Below are 15,720 nucleotides of genomic sequence, written 5' to 3'. Positions count from 1 at the left end.
TGACTCCCAAGCCATCAGAAGGTTCCCGCGGAACGACTGGGCGCCAACCGCTCCAGCAACAGCAGCACGGCCGTGCACACCAGCATCAGGATCACGCTGAGCGCCATCGCCTGACCGTAGTTCAGCTCACCGGCGCGGCCCAGCAGCCGGGCCACCGCGACCGGCAGCGTCGGCTCGTCCGGGCGGGCGATGAAGACCGTGGCCCCGAACTCGCCGAGCGAGACGGCGAAGGCGAAACCGGCCGCCACCAGCAACGCCCGCCACACCAGCGGCAGATCCACCTCGCGCCAGACCCGCGCGGGCGAGGCACCGAGCACCGCGGCCGCCTGCCGCAGCCGGTCGTCCACCGCGCGCAGCACCGGCAGCAGCACCCGCACCACGAACGGAACGCCCACCAGCGCCTGCGCCAGCGGCACCAGGATCCAGGAGGACCGCAGGTCCAACGGGGGTTCGTCCAGCGCGATCAGGAAGCCGAAGCCCACCGTCACCGCCGAAGTGCCCAGCGGCAGCATCAGCAGCGCGTCGAACCCCCTGGTCAGCCGGCCGGCTCGCCGGGTCAGGGCGACAGCGGCGCAGCCGCCGACCAGCACGGCGATCACCGTGGCGACGGCGGCGAAGCGCAGCGAGTTGCCGATCGCCTCCCAGGGCGCGACCAGGAACGTGCCGTCGGCGTGCGCCAAAGCGCGGTAGTGCGCGAAGCCGTAGCCGTCGGGCCCGGAGAGCGAACGTTCCACCAACACCCCGAGCGGCAACGCCAGCAGCAGCCCGATGGAGAGCAACACCCCGGCCAGCAGCGACCACTGGGCGGCGCCGCGCGGCCGGTGGGAGGTGGACGCCGGATCGACGAGGGCGAGCGCCGTCTCCCGCCGCCGGGTGATCAGCCGGTGCGCCAGCAGCAGCGCGACCACGGCCGCCAACTGCAGCAGGGTGAGCACCGAGGCGGTGGACAGCCGCAGCAGCTGCGCGGTCTGCCGGTAGATCTCCACCTCCAGGGTGGACTGCCGGGGTGAACCCAGGATCTGGATCACCCCGAAGGAGGTGAAGGTGAAGAGGAAGACCATCAGCCCCGCGGCGGCCACCGAAGGCACCAGCGCCGGCAGCGTCACCCGCCGCCACGCGGTGAGGCGGCCGGCGCCCAGCACCCGCGCCGCCTCCTCCTGCCGGGGGTCGAGCTGCGCCCACAGCCCGCCCACCGTCCGCACCACCACCGCGTAGTTGAAGAAGGCATGGGCCAGCAGAATCGCCCACACCCCGTCGTCAAGACGCACCCCCCACGCGCTGTCCAACAGGCCGCCGCGCCCCAGCAGGGCGAGAAAGGCAGCCCCGGTGACCACCGTGGGCAGCACAAAGGGCACGGTGACGGCCGCGTGCAGCAGCCGCTTCCCCGGGAAGCTGAGCCGGGCGAAGACATAGGCGCCGGGCAGCGCCAGGGCCAGCGTCAACGCGGTGGACGCCGCCGCCTGCCAGCAGGTGAACCACAGCACCTTCGCGGTGCTCTCGTCGCCCAGCACCTCGCCGAGCCGGCCCCATTGCCAACTCCCGTCCTCCACCAGTCCCCTGGACACGATGGCGGCCACCGGATAGCCGAAGAAGACCCCGAAGAACAGCAGCGGCACCGCCAGCAGTGCCGCCCTGGTCAACCTCGATCCGGTCACCTGACGACCAGATCGGTCCACTCGTCGATCCACTCCTCACGGTGCTCCGCTATCTCCGCGGGCGCCACCTCGCGCAGGTTCTCCACCGGCTCGGCGTAGCGGGTGAACTCCTCGGGCAGCTCGGCGTCCTGCCGCGCCGGGTGGACGAACATGTTCAGCGGCATGTCCTCCTGGAACTCGAGGCCCAGCAGGAAGTCCAGCAGCGCCCTGCCGCCCTCGGGGTTGGCCGCGCCGTCCAGCAGACCGGCGAACTCGATCTGCCGGAAGCAGGTCTCCGTCGAAACCCCGGTGGGCGCCTCGTCGGGCCGCTCGTCCCCGCCGTAGACCACCCCGGCCGGCGGGCTGGTGGCATAGGAGACCACCAGCGGCTTGTCACCGCCCTGACCGGCACCGGAGAACCGCTCGTTGTACGCCTGCTCCCAGCCGTCGACCACCTCGACGCCGTTCTCCCGCAGCCGCTCCCAGTAGTCCGCCCAGCCGTCCTCGCCGAACTCGGCGACGGTGGCCAGCAGGAAGCCGAGCCCGGGCGAGGAGGTGGCGGCGTTCTGCACCACCAGCAGATCGGCGTACTCGGGCTCGGCCAACTCCTGCAGGGTCTGCGGCGGTTCCAGCCCGCGCTCGGCGAAGTAGGCGCGGTCGTAGTTGACGCAGATGTCGCCGGTGTCCATCGGCGTCACCCGCTGCTCGTCGTCCAACCGCAGCTCGGCCGGCACCTGGTCGAGGCCGGCCGCCTCGTACGGCTCGAAGACGCCCTCGTCCAGGGCGCGGGAGAGCAGCGTGTTGTCCACGCCGAAGAGCACATCGCCCTGCGGGTTGCCCTTGGACAGCACAGCCTGGTTGACCATCACCCCGGCGTCACCGGCCCGCAGCAGCTTCACCCGGAAGCCCGTCTCCTCGGTGAACGCCGCCAGCACCTCGTCGGAGACCAGGAACGACTCGTGGGTGACCAGCACGACCTCCGAGCCGCCCGAACCCTCGTCCGAACTGTCCGAACCGTCGGAGCCGCAGGCGGTGAGGGCGCCGAGGCCGAGGGCGAGCAGGGCGGCGGAGGCCCGGCGGATGCTGCTGCGCTGCATGGTGTCGCTTTCTTAACGCGGGCAGACGCGAGCAGCATGAGAGGAAGTCCGAACTTCCTACCCAGCATGACCTGGGCGAGGTTCGAGGGTCTGCGGCCGGTGCCGCACTCTCAGCGCTGCGAGCGCTCCCCTGTCGGATGACGCACACCCGGTGTGTGCGCTTGTGCAAGTGTTCGAGAGGCCACGATAGCAGTCGCCACCGACAGCCGGCCGGTCAGCGTTCGGCGGCCGCCAACTGCCCGCAGGCGCCCTCGATCTCCTGCCCCCTGGTGTCCCGCACCGTCACCGGCACCCCACGCGCCTCCAACGCCGCCACAAAGGCCCGCTCGTCCTCCGGCCGGGAGGCCGTCCACTTGGAGCCCGGGGTCGGGTTCAACGGGATGAGGTTGACATGGGCACCGCGCCCGCGCACCAGCCTGCCCAGCAGATCGGCGCGCCATGCCTGGTCGTTGATGTCCCTGATCAGGGCGTACTCGATGGAGATCCGCCGCCCGGAGCGCTCCGCGTACTCGGACGCGGCGTCCAGCACCTCGCGCACCTTCCAGCGGGTGTTGACCGGCACCAGGGTGTCGCGCAGCTCGTCGTCGGGCGCGTGCAGCGAGACCGCCAGCCGGCAGCTGAACCCCTCGTCGGCGAACCGCCGCATCGCCGGCACCAGGCCGACCGTGGAGACGGTGATCCCGCGCTGGGAGAGCCCCACGCCGTCGGGCGCCTCGTCCGTGAGCCGCCGGATGGCGCCGACCACCCGGTTGTAGTTGGCCAGGGGCTCGCCCATGCCCATGAAGACGATGTTGGACAGCCGCGCCGGTCCGCCCGGCACCTCGCCGTCCCGCAGCGCCCTGGCCCCGTCCACGATCTGGTGCACGATCTCGGCGGTGGAGAGGTTGCGGTCCAGACCCGCCTGACCGGTCGCGCAGAACGGGCAGTTCATCCCGCAGCCGGCCTGTGAGGAGACACACATGGTGACCCGCTCCGGATAGCGCATCAGCACCGACTCCACCAGGGTGCCGTCGTGCAGGCGCCAGAGCGTCTTACGGGTGGCGCCCTCGTCACAGCTGATATGCCGCACCACGCTCATCAGCCGCGGAAGCAGCTCCCCCGCCAACCGCTCGCGCGCGGCGGCGGGGAGATCCGTCCAGGTCGCGGGGTCGTCCGAGAGCCGGGCGAAGTAGTGCCGCGACAGCTGCCGCGCGCGGAACGGCTTCTCGCCCAGCGCCGTCACCGCCTCCCGGCGTTCGGCCGGGGTGAGATCGGCGAGGTGCCGGGGCGGCTTCTTGGCCCCACGCGGCGCGACGAAGGTGAGTTCTCCTGGTGCAGGCATGATGGCTCCAGTGTCGCAGACTCCCGCCGGGCGCCCGGCCGGCCCCGGGCGCGGGCCCGGGCCGGCTCAGCCGGCGCCGACGAAGACCAGCAACAGCAGCCAGGCGACGGGCGCGGTGGGCAGCAGCGAGTCCAGCCGGTCCATGATCCCGCCATGACCGGGCAACAGGGTGCCCATGTCCTTGATGCCCAGATCACGCTTGATCATCGACTCGCCCAGATCGCCAAGCGTCGCGCTGACGGCCACCCCGAGGCCGAGCAGCACGCCCTGCCACCAGGTGCCGTCGTCGATCAGCGTCGCCATGGACAGCGCGCCGGCCACCGTGGCGAACAGCACCGCGCCGGCCAGGCCCTCACGCGTCTTGCCCGGGCTGATCCGGGGCGCCAGCTTCTTCCGGCCGAACCGCCAACCCACCGCGTAGGCGCCGGTGTCGCTGACCACGGTGAGAAGTATGAAGACCAGCACCCGCCGGTGTCCGTCGTCCGCGGCCAGCATCAGCGCCACAAAGGTCGCCAGGAACGGCACATAGAAGGCCGCGAAGACCCCGGCGGTGACATCCCGCAGGTAGTTCTCCGGGGACTGGAACATCCGCCACAGCAGCACCGCCAGCACCGTCAGCGCCATGGCGGACCAGGCGCCCTCGGCGCCCCTGAGATAGCCGGCGACCACCATGGCCACCCCACCCACCGCCAACGGCGGCAGCGGCACCCGCAGTTGCTTGCGCTCACCGAGGCGGGTGGACAGCTCCCACAGGCCGACGACCACGGCTGCGGCTATCACCACCAGGAACGCCGGTTTGTAGGCGAAGAGCGCCGCCAGCACGACCGCGCCGAGCGCCACCCCCACCCCCACGGCGGCACGGAGGTCACGGCCCGCGCGCTTGGGCTGCGGAGGCCCTGGGGGCCGGGCCGACGACTGCCCGGTGGCCGGGGACGACCCCCTGGTTGATTCATTCACGGATGACAGCGTCTTTCTCGGTCCTGATCGGTCACGCTCGCGACTGAGCCCGTTTCACACCGGCTTCACGCCCGATCGGTCAGACTTCGAGCAGCTCGGCTTCCTTGTGCTTGAGCAACTCGTCAACCTGCGCCACATGCTTGGCGGTGGTCTCGTCCAACTCCTTCTCGCCGCGCCGACCCTCGTCCTCGCCGACGTCGCCGTCCTTGATGGCCTTGTCGATCAGCTCCTTGGCCTTCCGCCGCACCCCACGAATGGAGATCTTGGCATCCTCGCCCTTGGTCTTGGCGACCTTGATGTACTCGCGGCGCCGCTCCTCCGTCAACTCGGGGAAGACGACGCGGATGATGTGGCCGTCGTTGGTCGGGTTGACCCCGAGATCCGAATCCCGGATCGCCTGCTCGATGTTGCGCAGCGCGCTCTTGTCGAACGGGGTCACCACCGCCATCCGCGCCTCCGGCACGGAGAACGACGCCAGCTGGTTGATCGGGGTCATGGTGCCGTAGTACTCGGCCACGATCTTGTTGAACATCGCGGGGTGGGCACGCCCGGTGCGGATCGCCGCCAGATCCTCCTTGGCGACCACGACCGCCTTCTCCATCTTCTCCTCGGCTTCGAGGAGGGCTTCTTCGATCACCACGTGCTCCCTGGTTCGATGTGTGGGGGCGTGACGGGCCGTCAGGCCCGCTGGCCCTGGCTGTTGACGAGTGTGCCGATCTTCTCACCCTTTACCGCACGGGCGATATTGCCCTCCGCGAGCAGTTCGAAGACGAGAATCGGCAGTTGGTTGTCCCGGCACAGGGTGATCGCGGTGGAGTCGGCCACCCGGAGATCCCGGGTGATCACCTCGCCGTAGTCCAACGCGTCGAACTTCACCGCGTCCGCGTTGCGGGCCGGATCGGAGTCGTACACCCCGTCCACCCCGTTCTTGCCCATCAGCAGCGCCTCGGCGTGGATCTCCAGGGCCCGTTGGGCCGCCGTGGTGTCGGTGGAGAAGTAGGGCATCCCCATACCGGCGCCGAAGATCACGACCCGGCCCTTCTCCAGATGCCGCACGGCGCGCAGCGGAATGTACGGCTCCGCGACCTGCCCCATGGTGATGGCGGTCTGCACCCGGGAGTCGATGCCCTCCTTCTCCAGGAAGTCCTGGAGGGCCAGGCAGTTCATCACCGTGCCCAGCATGCCCATGTAGTCGGAGCGCGCCCGGTCCATCCCGCGCTGCTGGAGCTCGGCGCCGCGGAAGAAGTTCCCGCCGCCGATCACCACGGCGATCTGCGCGCCGTCGCGCACCACGGCCGCGATCTCCCTGGCCATCTTGTGCACGACATCGGGATCGACACCGAGCCCACCGCCGCCCGCGAATGCCTCACCCGACAGCTTCAGGAGAAATCGCGGGGGTTTGTTGTCGTCCTGGTTCATGGAACTCTCCTCGTGCACACGCCAAGGAGGCCACTGCCAGCGGACCTTACGGTTCCCCTGCCCGGCAATGGCCTCCTCGTCACAACTACGGTCGCCCCGGTCGTCGCGACGCACCGCGCGGCCGGACGGCCTTCCGCCCGACAATAGCCGGGTACCGTCCGCCATGCGGCGGACGGCGCGTCCCGGGACGTCGCGTGCGCCGGATCAGGCCCCGACGCGGAAGCGGGCGAAGCCCTGGAGGCTGACGCCGGCCTCGGTCAGGATCTTCTGCACCGACTTCTTGTTGTCCTTGGCGAACGGCTGGTCCACGACCACGTGCTCCTTGTAGAAGCCGTTGACCCGACCGTCCACGATCCTGGAGAGGGCGGCCTCCGGCTTGCCCTCCTCACGCGCGGTGGCCTCGGCGATGCGGCGCTCGTTCTCCACCACGTCGGCGGGCACCTCGTCGCGGCTCAGGAAGCGCGGCGCGAAGGCGGCGATGTGCTGCGCGAGGTCCTTGGCGACCTCGGCGTTCTCGCTGTCCAACTGGACCAACACGCCCACCTGCGGGGGCAGGTCGGGGCTGGTGCGGTGCAGGTAGCTGGCGACATAGCCGCCGCTCAGCCGCGCGAAGCGGTCCAGCACGATCTTCTCGCCCAGGCCGGCGTTGGCCTCGTCGACCAGCACCTGGACGGTCTTGCCCGGCTCGATCTCGGAGGCGAGCAGCGTCTCGATGTCGGCCGGCGCGGTCGCGAACACGTGGTCGGCGACCTGCTGGGCCACCGCCTGGAACTTGTCGCCCTTGGCGACGAAGTCCGTCTCGCACTTCAGCTCGACCAGCACGCCCGAGGCGTTGTCGTCGGCCAGAACGGCGACGACGGCGCCGTTCTCCGCCGTGCGGCTCTCGCGCTTGGCCACGCCCTTCTGGCCCTTGACGCGCAGGATCTCCACGGCCTTGGTGACGTCGCCCTCGGCCTCGTCCAGCGCCTTCTTGCAGTCCATCATGCCGGCGCCGGAAAGCTCACGGAGCTTCTTGACGTCGGCGGCGGTGAAGTTCGCCATGGTTACGTGATTCTCTTCCCGGATCTCGTCGTTGGGGTCGCTCGGCGTGCAGTCGCCGCACCGACCGGAGACGGCGGTGCGGGGGCCGATCTGACTCCCCGCACCGCCTCATGCTCTTCAGCTGTCATGCCACGGGCCCGCGCGGGCCCGTCAACGCACCGGCGTCGTCAGGCGGACTCACCCGCGGGCTGCGCGTCGGCGACCGGCTCGGCCTCGGCCGGAACGGCCTCCTCCGCGGGGGCGGCGGCCGGCTCGGCGGGGGTCTCGGCCACGGCCGGCGCCTCGGCCGGCTTCTCCTCGGCCTTGCCCTCGGCACCGGCGAGCAGCTCGCGCTCCCACTCCGGCAGCGGCTCACCGACCGGCTTCTCGCCGTCCTTGGCCTGCGAGGCACCGGAACGGGCGATCAGACCCTCGGCGACGCCGTCGGCGATGACCCGCGTGAGCAGGGTGACCGAACGGATCGCGTCGTCGTTGCCCGGGATCTTGTAGTCGACCTCGTCCGGGTCGCAGTTGGTGTCGAGGATCGCGACCACCGGGATGTTCAGCTTGCGAGCCTCGCCAACGGCGATGTGCTCCTTCTTGGTGTCCACGATCCAGACGGCGCTCGGCACCTTCTGCATCTCGCGGATACCGCCCAGGGTCTTCTCCAGCTTGGCCTTCTCGCGGGAGAGGACCAGCAGCTCCTTCTTGGTGAGGCCGGAGGCGGCCACGTCCTCGAAGTCGATCTGCTCCAGCTCCTTGAGGCGCTGCAGCCGCTTGTGCACCGTCGAGAAGTTGGTGAGCATGCCGCCCAGCCAGCGCTGGTTCACATAGGGCATGCCCACGCGGGTCGCCTGCTCGGCGATGGCCTGCTGGGCCTGCTTCTTGGTGCCGACGAACATGACGGTCCCGCCGTGCGCGACGGTCTCCTTGACGAACTCGTAGGCGCGGTCGATGTACGACAGCGACTGGAGCAGGTCGATGATGTAGATGCCGTTGCGCTCGGTGAAGATGAAGCGCTTCATCTTCGGGTTCCAGCGGCGGGTCTGGTGCCCGAAGTGGACGCCGCTCTCCAGCAGCTCCCGCATCGTGACGACGGCCATGGCCGTTCTCCTTGTGCAGACTCGGTTGTCAGCGCCGACCGGGGGGCCGACGCTCCTGACGCCCCGACGCGCGATGCCGGGGTCGACCTGTCTGTAGACCGCCACGGACCGAGACGCGCGGCCGCCAATGCGCGCCCGGCAGGAGCCGGGGCGCCCCGGCGGCGGGGCGTGCGAGGTCGATCCGGGTGTCCGGATCGCCACGAGAAGTGTACGGGACCGTCGTGGGCCCGGGCGACAGCCCGTCGGGAGCCTGGTCTCGGCCGGCCGGACGGGCCCGGCGCCGGCCGTCGAACGGCTCGGGTGACGCCGCGTTCGAGCCGCGCGATCACTCGAAGGTGTGGCGGAGTTTTCCACAACGGCCGACTTATCCACCAAGATCCACATCTTTCCCGGAGCACCGTCACAGTGTGTGACGGAGGTGATGCGACATGAATCAGCGAGGTGCGCTGGGCCGCTTCGGCGAGGAGCTCGCCGTGCGGCGGCTGCGACGGTCGGGGATGACCGTCCTGGAGAGGAACTGGCGCTGTCGCGCCGGAGAGATCGACATCGTGGCGGCGGACGGATCGGCCGGTCCCGCCCTGGTGGTCTGCGAGGTGAAGACGCGGCGGTCCCGAGGGTTCCAGCATCCGATGGCCGGGCTCTCGCCGGCCCAGGCGCGGCGGCTGCGCGGCCTGGCCCAGCGGTGGCTCTGCGAGCGCTGGCTGGCGGCGCATCCGGCGCCGCCGCCCGGCGGCGTCCGGATCGATCTGATCGGGGTGCTGCTGCCGGAGCGGGGCGCCGCCCGGGTCGAGCATGTCAGGGGGGTGGCGTGATGGCCTTCGCGCGCACCTGCGCCGTCGCCCTGGTGGGGGTGGAGGGCGTGGTGGTCGAGGTACAGGCCGATCTGGAGCCTGGCGTGGCGGCGTTCTCCCTGGTGGGGCTCGCGGACAAGTCCCTGAGCGAGAGCCGGGACCGGGTGCGCGCCGCCGTGGTCAACTCCGGCACCGCCTGGCCGCAGAAGAAGCTCACGGTCGGGCTGAGCCCGGCGGCCGTGCCCAAGACCGGCAGCGGGTTCGATCTCGCCGTCGCCTGCGCGGTGTTGGCCGCGGCCGAGCGGATCGATCCCCGGTCGATCGCCGATGTGATGATGATCGGCGAGCTGGGTCTCGACGGGCGGGTGCGTCCGGTGCGCGGGGTGCTCCCGGCCGTGCTCACGGCGGCCGGGGCGGGCTACCGCCAGGTGGTGGTGCCGGAGCAGACGGTGGCCGAGGCCGCGCTGGTGCCGGATGTCGCGGTGCTCGGCGTGCGGAGTCTGCGGCAGTTGATCGCGCTGCTGTCGGACGAGCCGGTGCCCGATGAGCCGGCCGACGAGGAGCCGGCCGGATCCCGTCCGCTGGGCCCCGGCTGGGGGCATCCGCCGCCGGGCGATCTCTTCAGCCCGCTCGCCGACGGCCGCACGCCGGATCTGGCGGAGGTCTCCGGCCAGTCGCTGGCCCGCAAGGCGCTTGAGGTCGCCGCGGCCGGCCGGCACCATCTGCTGCTCAAGGGCGCCCCCGGCGCCGGGAAGACCATGCTGGCCGAGCGGCTTCCCGGGCTGTTGCCCCCGCTGACCAGGCAGGAGTCGCTTGAGGTCAGCGCGGTGCACTCGGTGAGCGGTTCGCTGCCGGCCGGCCGGCCCCTGATCGACCGCCCGCCGTACTGCGCCCCGCACCACTCCGCCTCCATGGCCTCCCTGGTCGGCGGCGGCAGCGGGGTGCCGCGGCCCGGCGCGATCTCGCTGGCCCACCACGGCGTCCTCTTCCTGGACGAGGCCGCCGAGATGAGCAGCCAGGTGCTGGACGCGCTGCGCCAGCCCCTGGAGTCGGGCTGTGTGGTGGTGGCGCGTGCGGCGGGTGTGGTGCGGATGCCGGCCAGGGTGCTGCTGGTGATGGCCACCAATCCCTGCCCCTGCGGGCGCCATGGCTCTCCGCTGGGGGACTGCGAGTGTCTTCCCAGCACGGTGCGGCGGTATCGGGCCAGGCTCTCCGGGCCGTTGCTGGATCGGGTGGATCTGCGGGTCCCCGTGGAGCCGGTCAGCCGGGCCGAGTTGATCGCGCCGGCCAGCGGCGGCGAGTCCACGGCGCGGGTCGCCGGCCGGGTGCTGGCCGCGCGGTCGCGGGCGGCGGCTCGGTTCGCCGACAGCCCCTGGCGCACCAACAGCGAGGTCCCCGGCCATGAGCTGCGCACCCGCTGGGTGCCCTCGCCCGGGGCGCTGGTCAGGGCCGAGCGGGACATGGATCGCGGGCTGCTCACGGCCCGTGGGCTGGACCGGGTGCTGCGGGTGGCGTGGACGGTGGCCGATCTCGCCGGGCACGACCGGCCGTCGGCGGTCGATGTGGACGCGGCGCTGGAGCTGCGGACGGGCGTGCGGCGCGGCTCCGGGCTCGCCGGGAGTCTGTCGTGATCCCCCCGCCCGAGCGGTTGGCGCGTGCCGCGTTGGCCCGGGTCGCCGAGCCGGGTGATCCGCTGGTGGGGCGCTGGCTGGCCGAGTTGGGGCCGCTCGCCGTCTGGGAGGCGTTGCGCTCGGGCGGCGCGGCGCTGCCGGGGGTCGGCGCCGAGCGTTGGGCCGGGCTGCTGCTGCGCGCCGGGCGGGCGGCGCCGGAGCGGGATATGGGGCTGATCGGTGAGCTGGGTGGGCGGTTCGTCTGCCCCGGCGATCGGGAGTGGCCGAGCCAGCTGGACGATCTGGGCGTGGCCAGGCCGATCGGGCTGTGGTTGCGGGGCGCGTGCTCCCTGCGGTTCGTCTCGTTGCGTTCGGTCGCCCTGGTGGGCGCGCGGGCCTGCACGGACTATGGCGCCCATGTCACGGCCGAGTTGGCGACCGGTCTGGCCGAGCGCGGTTGGACGGTCGTCTCCGGTGCCGCCTACGGCATCGACGGTGCCGCGCATCGTGGCGCGCTGTCGGTCTCGGGGGCGACGATCGCGGTTCTGGCCTGTGGGGTGGATGTCAGCTATCCGTCGGCACACCGGGAGTTGCTGGACCGGATCGCGGCCGGCGGGCTGCTGGTCGCCGAGTTGGCGCCGGGCGACCATCCCACGCGCGGGCGCTTCATCCTGCGGAACCGCGTCATCGCCGCGTTGACCAGGGGCACGGTGGTGGTGGAGGCGGGTCGGCGCAGTGGCGCGCTGAACACGGCGGGCCATGCCCGGCGGCTCGGTCGGCATCTGATGGCGGTGCCCGGGCCGGTGACATCGGGCCTGTCGGCCGGCGCGCATCGCCTGATCCGGGGGGAGGCGACGCTGGTGGGGGACGCCGCCGAGATCGTCGAACTGGTCGGGGAGATGGGCGAGCTGGCCGATCCGGGACCCGCGCCGCTGGTGCCCCGGGATCTGCTGGCGCCGCGTGCGGCCCTGGTGTTGGACGCGCTGCCGGGTCAGGGGGACGGCACGCTCGCGGAGATCGCCGGCGGCGCGTGCACCAGCGAGGCGGATGCCCTCGCCAGGCTGCGGGAGCTGTGCGGCCTCGGCTTCGTCGAACGGGTGGGCGAGCGTTGGCGGTTGGCCCCCGAGTCAACCCGACACGCGCGGGCCGTGCCGGCGAGTGCTCCTGGTGGCCCGTAACTCCAGGGTGCGGCCAGCGGAACGTATCTGCGCATCGGCGCGGACGCGGCACCTGCGCGATGCGACCTCTCAGTCACGCTACGCTCACAGAGTTCTGTCGCCAGAACCCGCACGGACCCCCCTCAGAACGGCTCAAGACGACGTATGCCCCAGCACTCCCTCGGGCCTTGGCACGTGGCCCAGGCAGCACCGGCCGTGGCGGAGGGCGCCATGATCCCCCCGGCCCCCTCAGCGCTCGACGAGCTGTGGCGTGCTTACAAGTCATCGGGTGACGAGCGGCTCCGCGAGCAGCTGATCCTCCACTACTCACCGTTGGTGAAGTACGTGGCCGGTCGGGTGAGCGTGGGGCTGCCGCCCAACGTGGAGCAGGCCGATTTCGTCTCGTCCGGGATCTTCGGCCTCATCGACGCCATCGAGAAGTTCGATCCGACCCGCTCCATCAAGTTCGAAACCTATGCCATCACCCGTATCAGGGGGGCGATGATCGACGAACTGCGCGCCCTGGACTGGATTCCCCGCTCGGTCCGACAGAAGGCCCGGGCCATCGAGCGGGCCTACGCCACCCTGGAGGCCTCCCTTCGACGGACGCCCTCGGAGGCCGAGGTCGCGGCGGAGATGGATATCGCGTTGGAGGAACTGCACGCGGTCTTCAGCCAGTTGTCGCTGGCCAACGTGGTGGCCCTGGAGGAGCTGCTGCACGCGGGGGAGGGCGGCGGCGACCGGCTCAGTCTGATGGACACCCTGGAGGACACCGCCGCCGACAATCCGGTGGAGGTGGCGGAGGACCGCGAGCTGCGTCGCCTGTTGGCACGCGCGGTCAACACGCTGCCCGATCGGGAGAAGACGGTGGTGACGCTCTACTACTACGAGGGGCTGACGCTCGCCGAGATCGGCGCGGTCCTCGGGGTAACGGAGAGCCGGGTCAGCCAGATCCACACCAAATCGGTGCTTCAGTTGCGCGCGAAACTGGCCGATGTGACCGGCTGATCCGGCCACCGGCGCCGGCGGGCCGGCTGACGCCCTAGAGTGAGAAGGTGCCCAGGATCAGAGCGGCCACGGTGGCCGAGCATCGCAGGATGCGACGAGCTGCCCTGTTGGACGCCGCGCGCACCCTGCTGGCCGAAGGCGGCGCCCGCGCCCTGACGTTCCCGGCGCTGGCCGAGCGGACGGGGCTGGCCCGCTCCTCGGTCTATGAGTACTTCTCCTCCCGGGCGGATCTGGTCGCCGAGCTGTGCGCCACCGACTTCCCGCTCTGGGCCGCCGAGATCGAGGCGGCGATGGACGCCGTGGACACGCCTCGGGAGAAGATCACCGCCTATGTGCGGCAGCAGCTCGCGCTGGCCACCGACCGGCGCCACCAGGCAGTCGTCGCGATCTCCAGCAGCGAGTTGGACGATGTGACGCGGGCCGGCATCAGGGCCGCCCATGGCGCCCTGGCCGAGCTGGTGGTCGGAGTGCTGCGCGATCTGGGCCATCGGGAGCCGGTCGTGGTGGCCGGTCTGCTGCGCGGAATCGTCGACGGGGCGGTGGCGGCCGTCGCCGCCGCCGAAGGGCCAGGGGCCCCGTCCCCCGAGCGGATCGCCGAGGTGGCGGTGCGGGTCGCCGTGGACGGGGTGGCCTCCGTCGAGCCCGTCGCCGTCGAGCCCGTCGCCGTCGACGGGCTCGGGGATGCCGAGGGTGGGCAGCAGCCGAGCGGGCCCCGGGCGTAGCAGCCGCTCCGGGATCAGGGCGAGCGGATCCTGGTAGCGGTCGTCGCGCCGCAGCCCCCAGTGCAGACAGGGCGCGTCGCAGTGGAACGGCCCGGCCGCCAGCTCCCCCAGGACCTGTCCGGCCAGCACCCGATCGCCCTCCCGGACGGCCGGTGTAAGCGGCTCATGGGTCAGCCGGAGCGGCGGCCGGCCGGATTCCGCCAGCTCCACCGTGACCACCCCGCGCCCGGCGACGGTGCCGGCGAAGGAGACCCGCCCCTCGGCCACCGCCCGCACCCGGGCCCCCGGGGCCGTGGCCAGATCCACCCCGCGGTGTCCCGCGGACCAGGGCCGGGGCGGTGGCTCGAAGCCTCGCTCCACCACCGGCCGCCCGCCCCCGTCCGCCCCGGGCACCGGCCACCCGGACCAGGCCGCGCCCCCGCTCCCCCCGGGATCCTCCCCGGGCGCGGAAGCCGCACCCCACTCCCCCGGTCGGGCGCTCACCACCGGGGCGGCCACCTCCGCGAGGCCGGATGACACGGATGTCACGGATGACACGGCGGGCGGGCGGGACGGGGACAGGGACGGGTACGCCGGCGCCGGGCCCAGCAGGGCCAGGGCCGACGCCAGACACAGCAGCGCGGTCAGCCGACCGAAGAGCGACCTCATGGGCCGCAGAGTGGCACGAAAGCGAGACCCGGACGGCGAGTGATCGCAAATCTGTGGACAACCGGGCCGGTGGCGAGAAACCGCTCACCCGCGCGGGTGAAACGGAAGCACTAGCCCCCGCGCCCGCCCCGAAACCCGTTGTCCTCCGGCAGGTCGAGCTCGCTGCGGTTGAGCTCCTCGATGTTCACGTCCTTGAATGTGAGCACCCGCACCTGCTTGACGAACCTGGCCGGCCGGTACATGTCCCAGACCCAGGCGTCCGCCATGGAGACCTCGAAGAACACCTCGCCCTGGACCGAGTGCACCTGCATCTCGTAGTCGTTGGTGAGGTAGAAACGACGCTCGGTTTCGATCACATACGTGAATAGCCCGACCACGTCCCGGTACTCCCGATAGAGCTTGAGCTCCATCTCGGTCTCGTACTTTTCGAGGTCCTCGGCACTCATGGCGTGATCCCCTTCAGCCGTGCGTCCCCTCATTGTGCGTCACCGACGACGAGTGCACGCCATCGCGCCGGGAACGCGAGGTCAGCCGGGCGATCGGCGGATAGGCCGCGCCGGCGATGATCAACACCGCGCCGGCCCCCGTGGCCCACACCAGAGGCCACAGCGGACCGTTCCCCGACACGCCGCCGGGCTGGTCGGCGAAGCCGTCGGCCTCGGGCAACGAGCCGATCCGGTCGAACGGCCAGACCGTGGCCTCCACCCGGGCGGACACCGCGTCCTGCGGCACCGTCGCCGGGCTGCCCTCGGCAAGAAGACTGCGCGAATCCAGGGAATCGGATCGATCATCCCCGAGCAGAAACAGCTCCCCCTCGGGCACCTCGGCGGTAAAGCCGGTCGGCGAGGCCGCGTACTCCCCGTATCTCTCGTCGAGATAGGGCTCCTCGATGGGATCCCCGTTCACCGTCAGCCGGCCGGATTCGTCACAGCAGGCGACCGTGTCGCCACCCATGCCGACGACCCGTTTGATCATCGGCAGATCGCCCCACTCGGCGTCGCTGAAGACCACCACGTCCCCGTGCCGAACCTCATGGCCCTCGATCCGCTCGGCGAGCACCCGATCCCCCGAGGAGACCACGGGGGCCATGGAGTCGGTCGGCACGGTGTACGGCTGATAGAGAAAGGCAGCCAGCACGAACCCGCCGAGAAACAACACACAGCCAAGGCCCACGGCGATGTTGGACAGCGCACGGCCGAGTCGTCCACCACGGCGTGGAGTCCTGCTCATCGG

General features: G+C 71.4%; 15 protein-coding genes, 1 pseudogene and 1 riboswitch. Of the genes and pseudogenes, 5 read left to right on the top strand and 11 right to left on the bottom strand.

Going from position 1 to position 15,720, the window contains the following annotated elements; translation table 11 throughout:
* Window positions 1-14 precede the first annotated feature (14 nt).
* The 8 genes from AOM46_RS04760 to rpsB form a co-directional block, all read right to left on the bottom strand.
* Complete coding sequence (locus AOM46_RS04760; protein ID WP_234313623.1) at window positions 15-1,655, bottom strand: iron ABC transporter permease; 1,641 nt, start codon at window positions 1,653-1,655, stop codon at window positions 15-17.
* A complete protein-coding gene (locus AOM46_RS04755; protein ID WP_062205974.1) occupies window positions 1,652-2,731 on the bottom strand; it encodes a thiamine ABC transporter substrate binding subunit in 1,080 nt (359 codons plus the stop codon). Before AOM46_RS04755 ends, AOM46_RS04760 begins: the two co-directional genes overlap by 4 nt.
* A gap of 36 nt (window positions 2,732-2,767) precedes the next feature.
* Window positions 2,768-2,873, bottom strand: a riboswitch (TPP riboswitch).
* A gap of 72 nt (window positions 2,874-2,945) precedes the next feature.
* Window positions 2,946-4,052, bottom strand: coding sequence for a 23S rRNA (adenine(2503)-C(2))-methyltransferase RlmN (rlmN, locus tag AOM46_RS04750; RefSeq protein WP_062205971.1), 1,107 nt, complete (start codon window positions 4,050-4,052; stop codon window positions 2,946-2,948).
* A 66-nt stretch (window positions 4,053-4,118) separates the two neighbouring features.
* Window positions 4,119-5,009 carry a phosphatidate cytidylyltransferase gene (locus tag AOM46_RS04745; protein WP_062205967.1) on the bottom strand — a complete coding sequence of 297 codons (891 nt, stop codon included), beginning with the start codon at window positions 5,007-5,009 and terminating at the stop codon, window positions 4,119-4,121.
* Between the two features lie 79 nt (window positions 5,010-5,088).
* A complete protein-coding gene (frr, locus tag AOM46_RS04740; RefSeq protein ID WP_062206467.1) occupies window positions 5,089-5,646 on the bottom strand; it encodes a ribosome recycling factor in 558 nt (185 codons plus the stop codon).
* Window positions 5,647-5,687: 41 nt separating this feature from the next.
* Window positions 5,688-6,428, bottom strand: a complete 741-nt coding sequence (gene pyrH, locus AOM46_RS04735) for a UMP kinase (RefSeq protein ID WP_062205964.1) — start codon at window positions 6,426-6,428, stop codon at window positions 5,688-5,690.
* A gap of 204 nt (window positions 6,429-6,632) precedes the next feature.
* A complete protein-coding gene (tsf, locus tag AOM46_RS04730; protein ID WP_062205960.1) occupies window positions 6,633-7,469 on the bottom strand; it encodes a translation elongation factor Ts in 837 nt (278 codons plus the stop codon).
* Window positions 7,470-7,636: 167 nt separating this feature from the next.
* Window positions 7,637-8,551, bottom strand: a complete 915-nt coding sequence (gene rpsB, locus AOM46_RS04725; RefSeq protein ID WP_062205956.1) for a 30S ribosomal protein S2 — start codon at window positions 8,549-8,551, stop codon at window positions 7,637-7,639.
* A 428-nt stretch (window positions 8,552-8,979) separates the two neighbouring features.
* Here rpsB and AOM46_RS04720 point away from each other — a divergent pair, with 428 nt between their 5' ends.
* From AOM46_RS04720 to AOM46_RS04700, 5 genes are all read left to right on the top strand, one after another.
* The gene (locus tag AOM46_RS04720) at window positions 8,980-9,363 is read left to right on the top strand and encodes a YraN family protein (RefSeq protein ID WP_062205953.1); all 384 of its coding nucleotides are present in this window, start codon (window positions 8,980-8,982) and stop codon (window positions 9,361-9,363) included.
* Window positions 9,363-10,973: a YifB family Mg chelatase-like AAA ATPase gene (locus AOM46_RS04715; protein ID WP_062205950.1), complete on the top strand. Its 1,611-nt coding sequence runs from the start codon at window positions 9,363-9,365 to the stop codon at window positions 10,971-10,973. The genes AOM46_RS04720 and AOM46_RS04715 overlap by 1 nt, the downstream gene beginning before the upstream one ends.
* On the top strand, window positions 10,973-12,130 hold the full coding sequence (dprA, locus tag AOM46_RS04710) for a DNA-processing protein DprA (RefSeq protein ID WP_062206464.1): 1,158 nt from the start codon (window positions 10,973-10,975) through the stop codon (window positions 12,128-12,130). Before AOM46_RS04715 ends, dprA begins: the two co-directional genes overlap by 1 nt.
* A gap of 144 nt (window positions 12,131-12,274) precedes the next feature.
* On the top strand, window positions 12,275-13,117 hold the full coding sequence (whiG, locus tag AOM46_RS04705; RefSeq protein WP_062205947.1) for an RNA polymerase sigma factor WhiG: 843 nt from the start codon (window positions 12,275-12,277) through the stop codon (window positions 13,115-13,117).
* Between the two features lie 71 nt (window positions 13,118-13,188).
* The gene (locus AOM46_RS04700) at window positions 13,189-13,839 is read left to right on the top strand and encodes a TetR/AcrR family transcriptional regulator (RefSeq protein WP_078856459.1); all 651 of its coding nucleotides are present in this window, start codon (window positions 13,189-13,191) and stop codon (window positions 13,837-13,839) included.
* Between the two features lie 84 nt (window positions 13,840-13,923).
* Here the strand turns inward: AOM46_RS04700 and AOM46_RS31600 are convergent.
* The 3 genes and pseudogenes from AOM46_RS31600 to lepB form a co-directional block, all read right to left on the bottom strand.
* A pseudogene (locus tag AOM46_RS31600) lies at window positions 13,924-14,487 on the bottom strand (peptidoglycan DD-metalloendopeptidase family protein); the annotation flags it as partial.
* 110 nt (window positions 14,488-14,597) lie between these two features.
* Window positions 14,598-14,933, bottom strand: a complete 336-nt coding sequence (locus AOM46_RS04695; protein ID WP_062205944.1) for a DUF2469 domain-containing protein — start codon at window positions 14,931-14,933, stop codon at window positions 14,598-14,600.
* Window positions 14,934-14,946: 13 nt separating this feature from the next.
* The gene (lepB, locus tag AOM46_RS04690) at window positions 14,947-15,717 is read right to left on the bottom strand and encodes a signal peptidase I (protein ID WP_062205941.1); all 771 of its coding nucleotides are present in this window, start codon (window positions 15,715-15,717) and stop codon (window positions 14,947-14,949) included.
* Window positions 15,718-15,720: the final 3 nt, after the last annotated feature.

Origin of the sequence: Streptomyces sp. NBRC 109706 (assembly GCF_000974485.1) — a bacterium.
Classification (GTDB): Bacteria; Actinomycetota; Actinomycetes; order Streptomycetales; family Streptomycetaceae; genus Streptomyces.
Note: the sequence above shows the minus strand (reverse complement) of the source record. Positions and strands in the feature narration are given on the sequence as shown.